The 18508-nt window shown below is 41.3% G+C and carries 12 protein-coding genes and 1 tRNA gene; 5 read left to right on the forward strand and 8 right to left on the reverse strand.

Going from position 1 to position 18508, the window contains the following annotated elements; all coding sequences use genetic code 11:
• Window positions 1-12: 12 nt before the first annotated feature.
• The 3 genes from FIU21_RS11135 to FIU21_RS11145 all read right to left on the reverse strand — a co-directional run bounded on the left by FIU21_RS11135 (window position 13) and on the right by FIU21_RS11145 (window position 3707).
• A complete protein-coding gene (locus FIU21_RS11135) occupies window positions 13-1983 on the reverse strand; it encodes an AAA domain-containing protein (RefSeq protein WP_036886704.1) in 1971 nt (656 codons plus the stop codon).
• A gap of 123 nt (window positions 1984-2106) precedes the next feature.
• On the reverse strand, window positions 2107-2856 hold the full coding sequence (locus FIU21_RS11140) for a Fic family protein (RefSeq protein ID WP_172891395.1): 750 nt from the start codon (window positions 2854-2856) through the stop codon (window positions 2107-2109).
• Window positions 2857-2951: 95 nt separating this feature from the next.
• Window positions 2952-3707, reverse strand: a complete 756-nt coding sequence (locus FIU21_RS11145) for a hypothetical protein (RefSeq protein WP_004360992.1) — start codon at window positions 3705-3707, stop codon at window positions 2952-2954.
• Window positions 3708-3955: 248 nt separating this feature from the next.
• Between FIU21_RS11145 and FIU21_RS11150 the strand changes: the two genes are divergently transcribed.
• The 3 genes from FIU21_RS11150 (at window position 3956) to FIU21_RS11160 (ending at window position 7137) form a co-directional block, all read left to right on the forward strand.
• Entirely contained in the window at window positions 3956-5398 is a 1443-nt protein-coding gene (locus tag FIU21_RS11150; RefSeq protein ID WP_004360993.1) for a C69 family dipeptidase, read from the forward strand.
• A gap of 710 nt (window positions 5399-6108) precedes the next feature.
• Window positions 6109-6180: transfer RNA gene (locus FIU21_RS11155), tRNA-Arg, on the forward strand.
• Window positions 6181-6333: 153 nt separating this feature from the next.
• A complete protein-coding gene (locus FIU21_RS11160; protein ID WP_004360994.1) occupies window positions 6334-7137 on the forward strand; it encodes an ADP-ribosylglycohydrolase family protein in 804 nt (267 codons plus the stop codon).
• Window positions 7138-7233: 96 nt separating this feature from the next.
• On the opposite strand, the gene FIU21_RS11165 is transcribed toward FIU21_RS11160, so the two are convergent.
• Window positions 7234-8223 carry a patatin-like phospholipase family protein gene (locus FIU21_RS11165; RefSeq protein WP_004360996.1) on the reverse strand — a complete coding sequence of 330 codons (990 nt, stop codon included), beginning with the start codon at window positions 8221-8223 and terminating at the stop codon, window positions 7234-7236.
• Between the two features lie 201 nt (window positions 8224-8424).
• Here FIU21_RS11165 and FIU21_RS11170 point away from each other — a divergent pair, with 201 nt between their 5' ends.
• The gene (locus tag FIU21_RS11170; protein WP_004360998.1) at window positions 8425-10140 is read left to right on the forward strand and encodes an RluA family pseudouridine synthase; all 1716 of its coding nucleotides are present in this window, start codon (window positions 8425-8427) and stop codon (window positions 10138-10140) included.
• A gap of 687 nt (window positions 10141-10827) precedes the next feature.
• Here the strand turns inward: FIU21_RS11170 and FIU21_RS11175 are convergent.
• Window positions 10828-12822 carry a KUP/HAK/KT family potassium transporter gene (locus FIU21_RS11175; protein ID WP_004361000.1) on the reverse strand — a complete coding sequence of 665 codons (1995 nt, stop codon included), beginning with the start codon at window positions 12820-12822 and terminating at the stop codon, window positions 10828-10830.
• A gap of 142 nt (window positions 12823-12964) precedes the next feature.
• Between FIU21_RS11175 and metG the strand changes: the two genes are divergently transcribed.
• Window positions 12965-15028 carry a methionine--tRNA ligase gene (metG, locus tag FIU21_RS11180; RefSeq protein ID WP_004361002.1) on the forward strand — a complete coding sequence of 688 codons (2064 nt, stop codon included), beginning with the start codon at window positions 12965-12967 and terminating at the stop codon, window positions 15026-15028.
• Between the two features lie 253 nt (window positions 15029-15281).
• Here metG and FIU21_RS11185 read toward each other — a convergent pair whose 3' ends face one another.
• The 3 genes from FIU21_RS11185 to FIU21_RS11195 form a co-directional block, all read right to left on the reverse strand.
• Complete coding sequence (locus tag FIU21_RS11185) at window positions 15282-16316, reverse strand: Fic family protein (protein ID WP_004361004.1); 1035 nt, start codon at window positions 16314-16316, stop codon at window positions 15282-15284.
• Between the two features lie 275 nt (window positions 16317-16591).
• Entirely contained in the window at window positions 16592-17386 is a 795-nt protein-coding gene (locus FIU21_RS11190; protein ID WP_316908332.1) for a hypothetical protein, read from the reverse strand.
• Between the two features lie 26 nt (window positions 17387-17412).
• Window positions 17413-18207, reverse strand: coding sequence for a hypothetical protein (locus FIU21_RS11195; protein WP_036886706.1), 795 nt, complete (start codon window positions 18205-18207; stop codon window positions 17413-17415).
• Between the last annotated feature and the right edge of the window lie 301 nt (window positions 18208-18508).

Raw genomic sequence — 18508 nt, forward strand, 5'->3', positions numbered from 1 at the left:
GAATAGATACTTTCAGGACTGTGAAAGACTTTTCCACAGCTTCTTGTAAAATTCATGTTTGGTCATTGTTTGGACATTACCAAGGATAATCAACTTCATTCTGGCACGTGTTATGGCAACGTTCATACGACGTAAATCACGTAAAAAACCTATCTGACCATCATCATTGGAACGCACAAGAGAAATGAGTATCACGTCGCGTTCTTGTCCTTGGAAGCCATCAACGGTGTTCACACTGATAAGACTTCGATAGGGCTTGAAGAATGCTCGCTTCTTTATCAGGCTACGAAGATACTGCACTTGAGCACGATAAGGAGAGATAACGCCCACATCTATCCGCTCATCTAACACACGCTGCTTCCCTATCTTAGTAAAGTAATCGACTAAAGTCTTGAGTGTTAGCTCTGCTTCTCCTTTATTTATACGCCCAAAAGAAGAACCAACAAACTGCTCATGAAAGGCGTTTTCCTTGTCATTATCCAACTGGGAAGGAGCAGAATTAGCCTCACTTTCCGTCAAATCATACGATGCTACGACAGCCTCATCGGACGTATCAATCCATACCATTGGATTGTCATAATCGAGGATGCCACGATATTTAATCTGCGGAGCGGTCTCCACCTGTCCACCATAGAACCAATCGGATGAGAAGCGCATAATCTCTTCGTTCATTCGATACTGCACCTTCAACAGCGTTACAACCTCTGGTTTATTCTCTACGATACGTTCCATCAGGGTCTTTCCTAAGCCTCCACGCAGGGCAGCAATGCTTTTCACAGTCGGTGGAAGTTGACAATGATCACCCGCAAAGATGACTCTTGACGCTCTACGAATGGCTATCCAGCAGGCTGCTTCAAGGGCTTGTGCAGCCTCATCGATGAATAAAGTCGTAAAATTCTGACCTTCCATTATCCTACTGTTTGCACCAACGAGGGTGGAAGCAACGACACGTGCCTCGCCGAATAACGCTGCATTGATACGTATCTCAAGCTCTGTGGCACGGCTTTTCAGCCTATCCATCTTCTGATGATAGCTTTCAGAACCTTTCTTTCTGTTGTTTCTCAGTTCACGAATAGCCTTCCGAATCGACCACAACTGAGGGTAATCAGGATGCGCTTCAAACTTTCGTTCGTATGTAAACCCCAGCATCTTATCATTCACTCGGGTAGGATTACCAATGCGAAGAACATTGATACCACGGTCAACAAGCTTCTCACAAATCCAGTCAACAGCCATATTACTCTGCGCACAGACCATTACCTGACTCTCTCGCATCAGTGTTTCGTTGATTGCTTCGACCAATGTTGTTGTCTTACCTGTTCCCGGTGGACCATGAACTACCGCCACATCCTTTGCCCATAACACCTCGTTGACAGCCTTTTCTTGCGTTGGATTCAGCCAAGGTAATCGAATAGGAGCAAAGGAGAACCTCTCTGCCTTTTGTCGTGAATAGAACAAGTCGCGAAGATAAGCCAGCCTATTTCCCTTTGCTTTCATGGTACGGTCTAACGCATCGAACATCATTTGATAACTCATTTCATCAAAACCTAACTGGCAACCAACCTGTTCTGAAGCTGATTGTAGGTCTAACAAGGGTGCGGAATCGGGGACAGCAACAACCATTCTGTCGCCTTCTACATACGATACCGTACCTGTAAAGCCATAGTATTTCAGCTGAACAGCCTTATTAGGAGAGCCTTCCTCTTTCGCAATAAACTTAAAGAAAAGGAGCGGACGACCACATTCAAAGTTATGTTCAATATCCCCATCCTGTGTACGAAATACCTCAATGCACAGTTGGTTGAGTCCATTATAAAACCGTTTACCCACTCTTAATGGGAACCAAGCGTCACCTCGCTTCACTTTCCGCTGCATACCAGCAGTCTCAGTCTGCTTTCTAAAGGCTTCTTTCTCGGCATAATACTCCATTTGAAGCAGCAAACGCTGACGTTGTAAGAGTTGTATTGGACTTTCCTGAAGCATATCTTTTTATAGTTGACAAGTTAACGAGTAGACGAGTTAACAAGTTGCTTGTAAATAATTAAAACGATATTATATATAAATAAAAGCACAGTTTACGCACTAAGTATAAAAGAAAGTAGGTCACTAAAAAAAGAACATTGTACGACTATTCTGCTTCTTCTGTGCCAAAGCATTTTCCATTTGCTTTGTAGCAGCCTTAAAGAAGAACGCAATTAGATGTTCATTCGTCCCTTCCATTCGTATGGTTCGCAAAGCAGCGATATACTCCTGACGATCTTCTTTCTGTATAATCAATTCTGGATAATCATGACGTAGCAAGATGAAGTTGGATAACAACCTGCCTGTTCTCCCATTCCCATCACGGAAAGGATGTAGGTATTCAAAGAAACCATGGAACCGAGCAGAAAGAATCATAGGGTGAAGTTCTCCACGTTTCATCATATCAGCTGTTGAAGACATCAGTCGTGGTACCTGTGCCACCAATCCCTCATGTTCGCCAAAAACCGTATCACCAGCCGCCATATCCACCGTTGTAAACTCCCCAGGTACGGCATCTGCCTGCTTATAAGTGAGCGTACGAAGTGTTACCAACCTATTGATAGTCTTCAATAGTTCGACATCAAAAGGGTGATCTAAATGATTATGCATCCATTCATATGCTGCAAAGTGGTCTGCCATCTCCTGACATTCCAGCAAAGACTTGCCAACTGGATGATAGCCTAACTGCTCTTCAAACAGACAACGTGTATCATCCACCGAGAAAGAAGACCCCTCTATACCACAGCTATGGCAGGAAAAAAGGATTTCAGAATACTCTCTAAACGCCTTCTTCCCCATTGGCAGCACTATCTTTTCTTGATACTCTGCTACCAATTCATCATATCTTTTTATCTCTGTTTCAAACACTTTACAAATATAATACTTTTTATCTAATATCCATTCTACAACGAATAAAAAACAGAAAGGGCTTAACAACTGAAGTCATCAACAATCTCAGCAGCTTTTCCTATTTGTAAACCTGGGGGCGCACAAGAAGATAAGAACAAGACAACTCTGAGGTTTTCATAATGCAATGGCAAAGAAAGAACAAGGTCTAACTTTCCATCTCCATCCAAATCGCCAGCAAACAGAAGACGGAAATAAGCCCCATCCACCTCCGCTTCTCTGCAGATTCGCTCTCCATTCAGTAACAGGGTATAGTTCTTATAGACATCCTCACCTTGTGCCTTTGCCTCTAACTTATAATGTTTTCCTGCAAAAGTAAAGCTACTTGTAGTGCCCGGCGCAAGAAAAGTAGTATCAGAAATCTCTACATCAGCAGTCTTTACCTTCCCCAGATTGATAGGCAACTGATTGACGAATAAGATTGTATTTCGTTTCCCCGACAAGTGAGGTGTCATTCCTCCCACACATGCATCTTCCTTTTTCTGAATACTATAACACGCCTTTCCTACATAATAATCTTTCCCATCCTTATATAGTTCAACCCAATTCTTATTTATCAATGTATCGGGGTTACAAAAACGATAAGCAAAAGGAACCAGAATCTTATATGTTAGTGGTGTCTTCTTCGCAACCTTAACACTATCAACCTTCTTTACAGGCACACTATCTTCCTGTTGTACAGACGACTCCTGCGCCTGACTAACGGGCTTCTTATCGGTACAAGAAAGAAGTATCATACAAAGACTCAACAAAAAGACAAGAAACTTAACTTTCTTCATAATCACATGTTTAACACCTTTCAGCAAACATTATTATCATATATCACACGCTGCAAAAATAACACTTTTCCCTCTATATTCCAACCTCGAACGCTATAAAAGACACAATAGTATTAACTATATATGGGTATTTTGCACCATAACCCCACTTATTTACCTTTTTTATCCTAACTTCTTACGCCACTTCCACGAATATTTACTATTTTTGTCATCAATAATTAACAATAAGAACTAAGACTCTTAAGCTTATGAAAACAAACAAAGTGCAAATTGAGCACAAACTCCCTTCAGAGTGTACAACCATCATCATTGGTCAAGAACAGACAGCTGATGGTTCTATGATAGTAGCGCGTTCAGAGGACTGGGACGCTATGGAAGCTAAGAACTACGAGATATTTGAGGGTACAGACAATGGTCCACGTGAGTTCGTTGCAAAGGATAGCCCTTTCCGTTGCGAACTCCCAGAGAAGGCTTTGGGCTATTCTGCCCTTTCTCCGTATAATCTTCACGGTCATTGGGGCAGTGCTGGTTTCAACACAGCAGGTGTGGGAATGAGTGCTACGGAGAGTATCTTCAGTAGTGACGAGGTGTTGAAACATGACCCATTGGTCGAGAATGGTGTGGCAGAGAACTCTGTCTTCAACATTACCCTACCTTACGTCCGTACCGCCCGCGAAGGTGTTGAGCGATTGGGTATGCTCATCGAGAAATATGGTATTGCTGAAGGTTTCGGCATTGGCTTTGTAGATAGCAAGGAAATATGGTACTTGGAGACAGCTTGCGGCCATCGTTGGTTGGCTTGCCGTATGCCAAAAGATCAGTATTTCGTAACTGGTAACCAGAGCCGTTTCCGTACATACGACCCTAATGATAAAGAGAATTACCTCACATCAGCCGACTTAATTGAGTTTGCTGAGAAGCATGGACTTTACAATCCAGCACAGGGTGCCTTTGATTTCCATGAGGCTTACGCACGTGATATCAAACTCGACACCACCTATAACTACCCACGTGTATGGGGATTGCAGCAGTTCTTCTCTCCAGAAATCAAGAATGACGTAACAAAGAACACCTTCCCTGTCTTAACTAAGGCTGCTCATAAGGTCACACTGACCGAACTTCGCACCGCATTCCGCTTCCACTACGATAATACGGAGCACGACCCATATCTCAATAGTAATCCAAAGGAACCTTACCGTCCTGTTTCTATCTTCCGTACCACACAGACCCACCTCCTGCAGGTACGTCCAGAACTGCCACAGGCTATCGGTTGTGTGAATTATGTTGCTATGGGTATGGCAGACCTCGGTGTGTTCCTCCCACTCTATCAGGGTATCACTTCCTATCCAGAGGCTTACACAAAGGGGAATGGTGAGTCAAGTGCTGACTCAGCTTATTGGAAGTTCCGCAAGATAATGGTATTGGGTATGACCAACTATAACAAGTATGCTCCTACCATCAAAGAGGCGTATGCAAAGTTTGAAGCTGAAACCGACCAGCGTCAACGTGAGATGGAAGAAGAATATCTACGCATCTACAAGACGCAACCTCTCCATGCACAAGACTTGTTACAGGCGTTCTCTGATAAGATTCTTAACAGTGCACTCGACCTTGCCGATCGTCTACAAGAGAAGCTCTTTACACTGATGACACAAGACATTCAGCAGGAGTATCTCTTCCACGGAGCATAAAAGCAAGGAGAATCCTACTTTTATAACAATAAGACTGGCTGTATCAACTGGCAAACAATGCCACTTGATACAGCCTTTTTCTTAGGGAAAAGATACTAAAAACGTTTTCATTTTAATAGCTCGAAAAAATGTAAAAGAGGGTTTGAAAAAACATTACAAAAACACCAACAAGCCCTCTATAAATAACAACAAAAACACCTATAAAAAGCAGATTTGTAACCAACAGGAAATCAATCAGTTATAAAGTAGTACAAAAAAGGTGCTTAATTGGACTTCAAAAGGGCGTTAGTAAGCGTCTTAAAGGGCACCTTTAGCAATTCAATTAGGCGTCTTTTAGAAGCCAAAAGAGCATGTATAGGTTTTGAGTCGCACGAAAATAGTTTACAAATCCCAGTAATATGAGAATGAATTGTTTGTAGAAGACGAATAGACATCATATCAATTAGCATTTAATCTTATATTCTATTCGCTTTTGTAAGACCATCTATTTGGGAGTAATCACACCATGTTAGAGTATGAGCCCTTATTCTATTTCCAATCTATACATTTAACAGAAGAACTCTTTTTTAGCAGCAAATCACATGCTGTAACAACAGTAAAAAGGTAAAAAAACTGTCGTTTCAACATATATATAACTTTTTTTTTCTATCTTTGCAAACAAGAGTTATTACCTATTCGCTTGTTAGAAGCAAAGCAAAACCTAAAAACTCGCTCTGATAGTTCAATGGATAGAACGTAGGTTTCCTAAACCTTTGATCCGGGTTCGATTCCCGGTCGGAGTACTAAATATCACTTCTTATCCTCTCCCTTGTAAGAGAGAAGAGTCTGATTATCATTTTTATATAGATTTACTACTAACAACCTAAAGGAAATATATACCCCATAGTATTTTTCAATCCGCTCTCAAGCAACAGAGAGACTAAAGAAGAGACTTTATGATTGGTGCTATTATAGGAGATATTGTTGGCTCACGCTTCGAATTCGGAGCAGCTCCACAGAAAGGATTTGAGCTTTTTACATCTGATTGTTCTTACACAGATGATACGATTTGCACCATCGCTATTGCCGATGCGGTGCTGAATGAACGTGACTATCAGGAGAGTCTGCTCGATTGGTGTCAGCGTTATCCAGACCCGATGGGCGGATATGGTAGGCGATTCTATCAATGGATTAACTCCGACAATCCCCAGCCCACGGATTCATTTGGTAATGGTTCTGCCATGCGTGTCAGCCCTATTGGGTGGCTATTCGACGAGTGGGAGGATGTAATTGAGGAAGCTAAGAAGAGTGCTATCGTAAGTCATAACCACCCCGAAGGCATTAAGGGCGCACAATGTATTGCTGAAGCTATCTGTTGGCTACGCTTGATGCGCTTTTCTAAGTCGGATGTCGAGCGCAAAGTTGAGAAGTTCTTTGGCTACGAGTTACCACCTATGCGGTATATTAAGAAGATTGGTTCTGAAGGACACTTTGATGGAACCTGTCAGGAAACCGTACCGATGGCACTGCGCTGTTTCATGGATGCCAATAGTTTCGAGGAGACCATCCGCCTCGCTGTACTATGTGATGGCGATACAGACACGAAGGCGTGCATCGCTGGTTCGGTTGCCGAAGCCTATTTTCCTGTGCCAGAATGGATAATCGAAAAGGCAATCAGCTACTTGCCAGATGATATGCTCATTATTCTCGAACAGTTTTATGAGCGTATACAAGATAGCTGTGGGACTAAAAAAGGATAGCTTTAAGCCTTTTAGAATTATGCATTATCAAATCTAACAACGCTGTTTTGAAGACTGTAAAACAGCATTGTTGCAAGTTATTTTCATGAAAATAATTCATCGTTGATGCTCTTTCATGAACGTCCCTAACTGCTTTCGATACAGAATACCAGTATCCTCGCCTATTTTAAGGATAGCTTTTATCGCCTTTGCATTGAAGTCGGTGACACCATAAGAACCTAAATCGGGATTAATATAGAGGTCGGCTTTCGTGCGATTGACATTATATTTCTTTATATCAGGACGTTCTGCCAACCAATCTAAGATACCTCCCAGTCCCTTCAGAAAGCCAAAGGGCGAACGATAGTCATCACGTTTGCGCTGTTGAAGGTCGACGGCAATAACGATATCTGCCCCCATCTTTCGTACAACATCCACTGGAAGATTATTACCCATACCACCATCCACCAGCATCAGCGTGTCTATCTGCACTGGTTTGAACGCACCAGGAATAGCCATACTGGCACGCATATTACGCGCTAAAGAACCAGTATCAAGGACTATTTCTTGTTGACGACGGATGTCAAAGGCTACACACGAGAAGGGAATAGCCTGCTTGACGGTACCACGTTGTACGGGAGAACGACTGATGAGTGAGTCAAGGAAATTATAGATATGGTCACCATGCAACATCCAAAACCCTGTATTTTTATCAGCATCAGCCTTTTTACGAACAGGAAAGCCGAAGAGAAAGATTACACCATCTTCCTCTTTATAGACCTTTCCAACAAGTGTTGTGTCTCTATCTGCCAAAAGTGCCAACCAATTCTGCGAGCGGAAGAGTTTTTCGAGGTCATCTGCACGATAGCCCTGCGCGTATAATCCGCCAATAATCGCACCTATACTTGTTCCAGCAATATAGTCAACAGGAATCTTTTCTCGCTCCAACTCTTTTAGTATTCCTATGGCTGCAGCACCTTTCGCACCACCGCCACCAAGCACAAGTCCCACCTTTGGGCGGGTCTTCCCACCTTCGTTCTGTTGCTGTGCCTTCACAGATAAACCACAGCATATCAGCATCAGAAATACAAGTAAGTATTTTTTCATAGCGACAAAAGTAATGTTTTTCTAAGAGAAAAGCGTGTTTTTTCCTTTTATTGTTGCTTTTCATTTCTCCAACAATCTTCATATTTCCTCAAAAGCAAGTAACTTGTCCACTCGTCAACTTGTCTACTCGTCAACTCCAAAACTAACAACTTGTTCACTCGTAAACTTGTTTACTCGTCAACTATTCCCTACCTTTGCACCATGAAGTTCCATCCTATCCTATCAGAACAGCCCCCATCCACTCGGTTTAATAATCCTTTCGATTACGAACCAGACGCTCTTTGCCGTGCAGCAGTCAAGCAGTTGCAGGCAGATCTCCCTATTGAACCAATCGAAGGAAAGATGTATGGCGTTCTGATTGTTGAGCGAAACGGAGAGATTGGTTATCTGCAAGCCTACTCTGGACAAATAGCTGATGAGGGAGAAGACTTTGTTCCAGCTGTTTTCAACTATCTTCAGCCCGATGGTTACTTCAAGACTCATGAGGCAGAGATTACCCAATTGAATCAAAAGATAGCCCAACTAAAAGCCTCAACAGCCTATCGACAGGCACTGGATAACCTAAAAAAGATTCAGCAAGAGGCTGAAAAGGCTATCGAAGAAGCACGGAAAGTGATGCAAGGTGCCAAGTTCTTACGTGACAAACGACGTAAGGAGACTTTTATTTCAGAAGCAGAACGCAACGAGATGACACGCCAGAGCCAGTTTCTTAAAGCTGAATTGCAACGTAAGAAAAAGGCTTATGCTGAACAGATTACCGCTGCACAGACTATTATAGACTCCTATCAAGAACAGATAACAGCTTGGAAGCGAGAGCGGAAAATGAAGTCTGACCGGCTACAACGTTGGCTTTTCTCTCAGTTCTCACTACTCAATGCATGCGAAGAACGTAAGAACTTACTCGATATCTTCCGTGATTATTATCTGCAGAACAGTCCTGCACGTACGAAGGCTGCCCATATAACAAGTGTAAATACTGCTGAACGTGCTGCCAAGGAGAGTCTCGCAGCTTCACTACTTCCGCCTTCTGGCGCAGGTGAATGCTGTGAACCAAAGCTCTTACAATATGCCTTTCTTCATGGTTATAAGCCTATTAGCATGGCAATGTTTTGGTGGGGACCATCGCCAAAGACCGAGATAAGACAGCATGGAAACTACTATCCTGCTTGCAATGGAAAGTGTAAACCTATCTTGGAGTGGATGTTGGAAGGGATAGACGTTGACGATAAGGAGTGCGATAGGACAAATAATGAAACAGAAACTGTGCCTTCTGAAGGGCTAAAAATACTCTATGAAGACGATTATCTTGCAGTAGTTGTCAAACCGTCGGACATGCTTTCTGTTCCAGGAAAAGGTTGTCAACCATCCGTTTACAGTATTCTAAGCGAACGATGGAAGGGTAAGAGCGATGCCTTCATGGTACATCGATTAGACATGGCAACAAGTGGTTTGCTTGTTGTGGCACGTACTTCTGAGGTTCATAAGGCTTTGCAAGCACAGTTTATTGAGCGAACTGTCAAGAAGAAGTATGTTGCTTTACTTCCTCTCTCTATCCTTGAAAAACAGTTACCAGCAGAGGGACGGATAGAACTTCCACTTTCTCTCGATCCAGACGACCGTCCTCGACAGCGTGTTGATAGGACTAATGGGAAGCCAGCTATCACAGAGTATCGTCTTATCGGTAAGACAACATACGGAAAAGAAACATTGAAAGCAGTGAAGATTGAACTCTATCCGCTGACAGGTCGTACCCACCAGCTGCGCGTTCATTGTGCTCATCCAGACGGATTGGGTACTCCTATCATTGGCGATAACCTCTACGGACAACGAGCTGAACGCCTTTGGTTACACGCAGCTCACCTTGAGTTCACCCATCCCATAACCCAAGAGCGGATGAGTTTTGATACTCCTTTATAGGTATCGAAGCTATCTACTCTTCGTTTTCCGGTTCTTCCGTATTGCTTTTGCAGAAAAATCGAAGTTACTCATTAAATAAAGACATAGCTAATACAGTCAGCTATCTGTCCTTTTATCATCCTCTGACATTAAAAATCATTTCTTTTTAGACTTCGAAAATCTGCAGACAAGGGTTTGAAAAATTATTACATAATTTCAAATAAGACATCAATAAATAACGGCAAAACCACATATAAAAAGCGAGTCTGTAATCAACAGCAAATCAATTAGTTATAAAATAGCAAAGTAAAAGGTGCTTAATTGGACTTCAAAAGGGCGTTAGTAAGGGGCTTAAAGAGCATCTTTTGCAAGTCAATTGGGCATCTTTTAGGAGCCAAAAGAGCATGTATTCAAAATTATTATGTGAAAAATTATGACAGAATAATAAGTTATTAGCCTAATTAGCCCAATTGGACCAAATAGCCTAATTAGGCTAATAGGAATAAATTGTTTGTAGAAGGCAGATAAACATCGCACCTAATTACATTTATCATGTAGTTTATCCGCCGTTCTAAAACCATCTAATTGGGGGGTAATTATACCGGTGTTGGGTGATGGTTGTTGGGTGTTGAGCCTTTATAAAACAATCTTATTGGAGGTAATCATACCATATATGTAGATTAATCTCATATTATTAACAATTTGGGTTTAATGGAAGCCCTCGTTTTCCTCTATTCTTTCAACCCTTGGAATACTATTTCCTACCTTTTTAGCATGTGACTTTAATGTGAGTGGTACGTTCTCTATCAAGACATTACTCGTATTCAGACCTAAAGAACGTGTCATACTCAATTTCAAATGGTCAATCCATTCATAGGCATCCATGATAAGTCGCTCCTTAAAAGAGAAAGAAGCGAAGGTTGAATAAATCCTATTAATAAGCACAAATACGAAGTTTCCCATCACATTATGCTTAGCTAATGACGGATAAGATGACGCAAGAGAGAACTCATTCTTAGCCACCATATCCTCGATTATCTGCCTAAAATAACGATTGACAAGTGGGTGGATGCGGAATCCTAACCGTAGATTGATACGATAAAGAGTATCGGGAACGAGCGTGGTAACGTCATATTCCAGCGTTGAAGGACTGTCTTGATAGTCTATATGCAGCAAGAAATAATGATCAGCACGCATTGGATGCTTGTTAATAATTGAATAGAGAATCTTCTGTTCGATGTCGTATTTACCCCCAAGTTTGGTGAGATAGACAATATTTGTCGCATACTTAGGGATTGACTCATCGTTCTTAATATCGGAAATAATACTGAACGATTCACGAACATCACGTATCTGTATCTGCGAATTACGAATGGTTGTGGCATTATACCACACATACATGATTGCTATCATCACACTGGCAAGAAGCATGGTTACCCAACCTCCATTCATAAACTTTGCCATGTTTGCGACGAAGAAGATACTCTCCAAACCGACAAAGACGATAAGGAACAGAAGTGTTAGCCAACGATTTACTCGACGAATAGTAAGATAAGCACTCAAGAGGAAGGTAGTCATGAGCATGGTTATCGTGATTGACAAGCCGTAAGCAGCCTCCATTCGTTCCGAACTCTGGAAGAAAAGTATCACAATCACACATAAGATAAAGAGCGACATATTGACAAATGGGATATAAAGTTGTCCCTTAACATCGGTCGGATACTTAATCTTCTGACGTGGCCAAAACTTTAAGTTCATTGCTTCACTGAAGATAGTAAACGAGCCACTAATCAATGCTTGACTTGCAATAATTGCTGCTATCGTTGCCATAACGATACCGAAAAAGAGCATGCCGTGGGGCATAATGGCATAAAAAGGATTCAACCCAGAGGTAAGATTATCAACATGTGCAATTATCCAAGCCCCTTGACCAAGATAATTAAGGATAAGCATAATCTTAACAAATGCCCAACTCGTTCGGATGTTGTTAATTCCACAATGTCCTAAGTCGGAATATAAGGCCTCAGCACCTGTCGTACAGAGGAACACTGCACCCAAGATTAAGAACCACTCTGGGTTACTCGTCAGCAAGCGGATGGAATGTAAGGGATTGAAAGCTTGCAGAATAGGAATATAATCACCAATATGCATAGCTCCTAACACACCCAACATTGAAAACCATAAGAGCATTAAAGGACCAAACAACTTGCCAATCATATTCGTTCCAAATTGCTGAATGAAGAACAAAACAGTAACAATACAAAGGGCAATAGGCACAACTGGGGTCTCTGGTTCATAGACCTTCAATCCTTCTATAGCAGAGAGAACCGTAATAGAAGGCGTTATAACACCATCAGCTATCAGCGTACTGGCACCAATTATCGCTAAGAAATAAAACCATTTACGACTATGTCGACGTATTAAAGCATACAAAGCGAGTATTCCACCCTCTCCTTTATTATCCGCACGAAGGGCAATTAAGACATACTTAACAGTCGTTTGAAGGGTTAATGTCCATATAATACACGACACTGCACCGATGATATATTCAGCATTAACAGGGTTTCCAGCCCTAACAATAGCCTTCATCACATACAAAGGAGATGTACCTATATCTCCGAAAACAATACCTAAGGTTACAATAACGCCCATTAAACTTAGTTTATGGCGTACAGAATTACTACAATTGTTATCCCGTGTCATTCTTATTATATCTTAAAACGGATGCAAAGGTAAACAAAATCATGATAACTGCATAACCCTCTTAAGGCTTTTATCTATATTTCTTTTGTCGTTTCTCTTATTTACTGTAACTTTGCAGTAGATAATAAATAATCAAACAGATATGGAAGAAAAGAAATTTAAGCGCACCACTGTTACCGCAGCATTGCCTTATGCGAATGGAGGTGTACATATAGGACACCTTGCTGGTGTATATGTTCCTGCCGATATCTACGTTCGTTATCTCCGATTGAAGAAGCGTGAAGTTGCTTTCATTGGTGGTAGTGACGAGCATGGTGTGCCTATCACCATCCGTGCTAAGAAGGAAGGTATCACCCCACAGGACGTATGTGACCGTTATCATAAGTTGATAAAGGACTCTTTTGAAGAGTTTGGTATCTCCTTCGACATCTATAGTCGCACAACAAGTGAGACTCACCACAAGTTTGCTTCAGACTTCTTCCGTAAGCTATATGATGATGGTAAGCTCGTCGAGAAGGAGAGTGAGCAGTACTATGATGAAGAAGCTCACCAGTTCCTTGCCGACCGTTATATCATGGGTGAGTGTCCTCACTGTGGCAATCCAAATGCTTATGGCGACCAATGCGAGAAGTGTGGTAGTGACCTTAGCCCTATGGAACTGAAGAATCCTCACTCAACCATCTCTGGTTCACAGCCTATCATCAAGCGTACTAAGAACTGGTACCTGCCTTTGAATGACTATCAAGAGTGGCTGAAGCAGTGGATTTTGGAGGATCATAAGGAGTGGAGACCAAACGTTTATGGTCAGTGTAAGAGCTGGTTAGACATGGATCTCCAGCCACGTGCTATGACCCGCGACCTTGATTGGGGTATTCCTGTACCAGTAGAGGGAGCTGAGGGCAAGGTGCTTTACGTATGGTTTGATGCGCCTATCGGCTATATTTCAAACACAAAGGAGCTTTGCGAAAAGGATCCAGAGCACTTCGGCAACTGGCAGAAGTGGTGGCAAGACCCAGAGACACGTATTGTTCACTTCATTGGAAAGGACAACATCGTGTTCCACTGTCTTATCTTCCCAACTATGTTGAAGGCGCATGGCGACTATATTTTGCCTGATAACGTACCATCAAACGAGTTCCTTAACCTTGAAGATGATAAGATTTCTACAAGTAAGAACTGGGCAGTATGGCTCCACGAGTACCTCCGCGACTTTGAAGGAAAGCAGGATGTACTACGCTATGTACTGACTGCTAACGCACCAGAAACCAAAGATAACAACTTCACTTGGAAAGACTTCCAAGAGCGTAACAACTCTGAACTCGTTGCTGTATATGGTAACTTCGTTAACCGTGCACTGCAATTGACCAAGAAGTATTGGAATGGTGTGGTTCCTGCTTGTGGTGAATTGGAAGAGGTTGACCGCCAGACTATCCAAGAGTTCAAGGATGTTAAGGCAAAGGTAGAGGCTTATCTCGATATCTTTAAGTTCCGTGAGGCACAGAAAGAGGCTATGAACCTCGCCCGCATCGGTAACAAATACATAGCAGAGACAGAGCCTTGGAAGCTTTGGAAGACCGACCCTAAGCGCGTGGAGACCATTCTCTACTTCTCGCTTCAGCTCGTTGCCAACCTCAGTATTGCCTTCGAACCATTCTTGCCATTCAGCAGTAAGAAACTTCGTGAGATGATTAACATGACGGAGTATGACTGGAGTGAACTTGGTTCTACCGACCTTCTCCCAGCTGGTAAGCAGTTGGCAGAGCCTGAGTTGCTCTTCGAGAAGATTGAGGATGAGGCTATCGAGGCTCAGTTGCGTAAGTTGGAAGAGACTAAGAAGGCTAACGAAGCCGCTTCCTACAAGGCTGAACCAATCAAGAAGGATATTCCTTTCGAAGACTTCGAGAAACTCGACATCCGTGTTGGACATATCATCAAGTGCGAGAAGGTGAAGAAGAGTAAGAAGCTCTTGCAGTTCACTATCGACGATGGTTCGGGTGTTGAGCGCACCATTCTCAGTGGTATTGCAGCCTACTACGAGCCAGAGCAGCTCACTGGTAAGGACGTTCTCTTCGTTGCTAACTTTGCTCCTCGCAAGATGATGGGCATCGAGAGTCAGGGAATGATACTCTCTGCCGTTAATTTCGATGGCTCACTCTCTGTAACAACAACTATGGGTGAGGTGAAACCAGGTAGTCAAGTGGGATAAGATAAGCCTAATCGGCTTTTTTCAAATAACCTTAAAAGGCAATTATAATGTGTGAATCTCCACACTTTATAATTGCCTTTTTTATTAAGTTTCAATACCTTAGAATAATACGCTAAGTTCGTTGACTCTTTTTGTTTACATCATGGTTTGAAGAAAAGAAATCTCTCACTTTCAAACTAAACTCTGCTCTCCTTCTCACCTTTACATCTCATAGACAGTAATTGAAAGTCCAAAGACACATACATATTACATATTAGAAATACTCCTTTACGGCAAACTCAAACTGTTCCATGAATATTTGCTTAAAGGCATAAAGGCTATTTTGCTCATAAAAGATAAGCATAGCTTTCTTGTAGTCTATTGAGTCTACAGAACGAAAACTAAGTGGACAATAGTCATTAGCAATAAGTATTGCATTACTCGTAATACGTGCTGTGCGCTTATTCCCATCTGAGAAGGGTTGAATATAAGACAGAAGTACGAGTGTGAGTAGGGCTTTCTCAAAGATATTAGACTTACTATTGATTAGTTCACAGGCTTCTCTCATAGCCTCACGGATTTGGAATTCATTATCTAAAGGGTGGTAATTAGTACCTGTAATGCCCACACGATGACGACGAAGACCTTTATCTATAGAGAGATCCTTTGTTAGTAATTGGTGAATATCCTCTATATGACTAACCGTTAGTTCCTGTAGATAGTCTGGGTTGTCAAGGACAAAGCTCAAAGCATCCTTATGATTGAGTAGCATCACAGCCTCTTCTTTCGACTTACCTTCAGCTGTCTTGCTCTCACGGAGCAAACGTTCTGTTTCAAGCAAAGTATATGTGTTACCTTCTATTTGCGAAGACTTCCAACTAAGATCAATTCCTAACCGCTCCATCTCCTTACGATACTCATTATCAGTCAACTCATTGACATGCTGCCGAAATTCATCTTGTAATGCATCAAGGTGAGCTTGCTCTTTGTCTGAGAAAAGTCTTGTTTCTGTGAGTAGACCATTAATTAACTCAAAATTGTAACTTCTTTGCACCTGTCGCTTATCCACTTCAAGCGCGAAATAAGTATCAAGATTGAGTGGCATCAGCAACTGGGCTTGGGGAGAAAGCCTATAACGAGTAGCACGTGCTTTTCCTTCTGCCACGATGTCTCCTGCCTTAATGCCAGCTGTTATCATACGTTTCAAAGTCGCATCACTACCTTTGAAAGCCGTTCCTGTAGAAATATCACCACGAGAAGAGAGTGGATGATAATGCAGATATTGCAATATATCTCTTGATTCATTCATGACTTACAAACCTTAATCGGTGCAAATATAGCAATAAAAAGCGAATTATCGGTTCATCGCGAGCCTAAAAACGAGTAGAAAGAATGGTATTTTGAGCCGATTCTTACGCTCTATATGTTTTAAAGGCAAGCACTCGATAACTCTACACAGCCCTTAAAAGCTACATGTTCAACTCATTTTATTTACCAAAAGCAATATAAGGGACCTCCTCAAATAGTAAGAACAAAACGACAACACACAAACTCTTTTATTCGTAATCCCTTTGTTTAAGATAACTATTCAAACCTTAGTTCGTCGAAATCTTCTATTTCCGAGAGTTTCATTAATGGCTTTTTCTTCAACTTAACGACAGTCCTCTTGAACACTTCATCTATTTCAGAGTCATCATCAGAATCAGCATTAAAGTTGTAAGCATTAATATTCTCATCATCATATTCGACGCCTGTAAGAAAGTTAATGCTCGTTTTGGATAAGACTACTGGTCCACGATCATGAGACGCTTCATAGCCTATAAGCATAAAATCTGAGTTCTGATAACGGAAACAATACTCCCAATAACCATATCTACCATGGTAATAATGTAAATATAGCTTACTATCCTTTATAATTACACCCAACTCTGGAGAAAAATAATTACCTCCATCCTCATTCTCTGATGAGAAGCAGTTGTAATTCTTCGACGCAAGTTTATAACCATCTTTCTCAGTAAACAGTATGATAATACCCCTACGATTACGGTCTACAACTTTATCAAAACTGTTTTTTACGAAGCCATCCTTACGTGTTGCCTTGATGATTAACACACAGTCTTCAAGCCCATCTTTGTTCAAGTCGCCCGATATCTTCTCAAATAGTTTATAACCTTTGGGAATGAAATCAGTTATTCGCTGCTTGTCAGCAATATCATACTGACGCATATCTCCTTGTTTTTCCACCTTTGATATACGCTTCATTGACTGGCTTACTGCGGCTTGATGGTTGGCAGTATCGCCTTTTGACCGTGCCTTATCACGGCAACCTGACAGTATAAAGATCGTTAATATCAGCCCTACTACAGTCGTCTTGTTCATTTGATTCAAAACTTATATCTTATCTATTAATCATCTGTATTCAGTCTCTCTATTTCAAGTTCATCAAAATCATCTATCTCCGAGAGTTTCTTTAATGGTTCTTTCTTCAGCTTTATAACTTTCCGTACAAACTTTTCTTCCGCATCATCATCATACTTATTGACATTATCATCATCATACCTAACCCCTGTAAGGAAGTTAATACTCACTTTTCCAAGCACTGTTGGACCCTGACTACCAAATGATTCATAACCTATCAACATAAAGTCAGAGTCTTGATAACGGAAGCAATACTCCCAATAGCCATACCGACCATGAGCATAATGTACAAAAAGCTTACTATTCCTAATATCTATACTCAGGTAAGGAGCAAAATAAACTCCACCATCCTCATTCTCTGACGAGAAGCAGTTGTAATTCTTTACAGCAACTTTATAGCCTTTCTCTTCAGAGAACAGCACAATAATACCCCTACGATTTCGGTCTATCAATTTACCTTCATAATCTCTTTCAAAGCCATCCTTGCGTGTTGCCTTGATGATTAACACGCAGTCGTCAAGCCCATCTTTGTTCAAGTCGCCCGATATCTTCTCAAATAGTTTATAACCTTTGGGAATAAAATCAGTTATTCGCTGCTTGTCAGCAACATCATACTGACGCATATCTCCTTGTTTTTCCACCTTTGATATACGCTTCATTGACTGGCTTACTGCGGCTTGATGGTCAACAGTATCGGCTTTTGACCGCACCTTATCACGGCAACCTGTCAATGCCATTGCCATACAGAGCAAACAAAGAATTATCTTACTGACTTGTTTCATGTCGTATATAGTATTGCTTTCTTCTGCAAATATAGATAAAAAAAAGGATAACAAGCGACAAAAAAACACCTTTTATTATCACCAAAGTGTATGTGTTTACTAATCAAAAAGAAGGTAGATCAATAGCACAACAATCCTCTCCTACGAATTATTTTCATGACAAGAAGAATTTATTTTCATAAAGATAAATATTTATTTTCACGACAAAAAATATTTATTTTCATGAAAATAATTCGGCAACCATAGTTCTTACTTGTTTATATCGGTACTTTTAATTACTTTTGCAACCGTAGGAAATGAT

It is taken from the genome of Prevotella melaninogenica (assembly GCF_013267595.1).
Lineage (GTDB): Bacteria > Bacteroidota > Bacteroidia > Bacteroidales > Bacteroidaceae > Prevotella > Prevotella melaninogenica_D.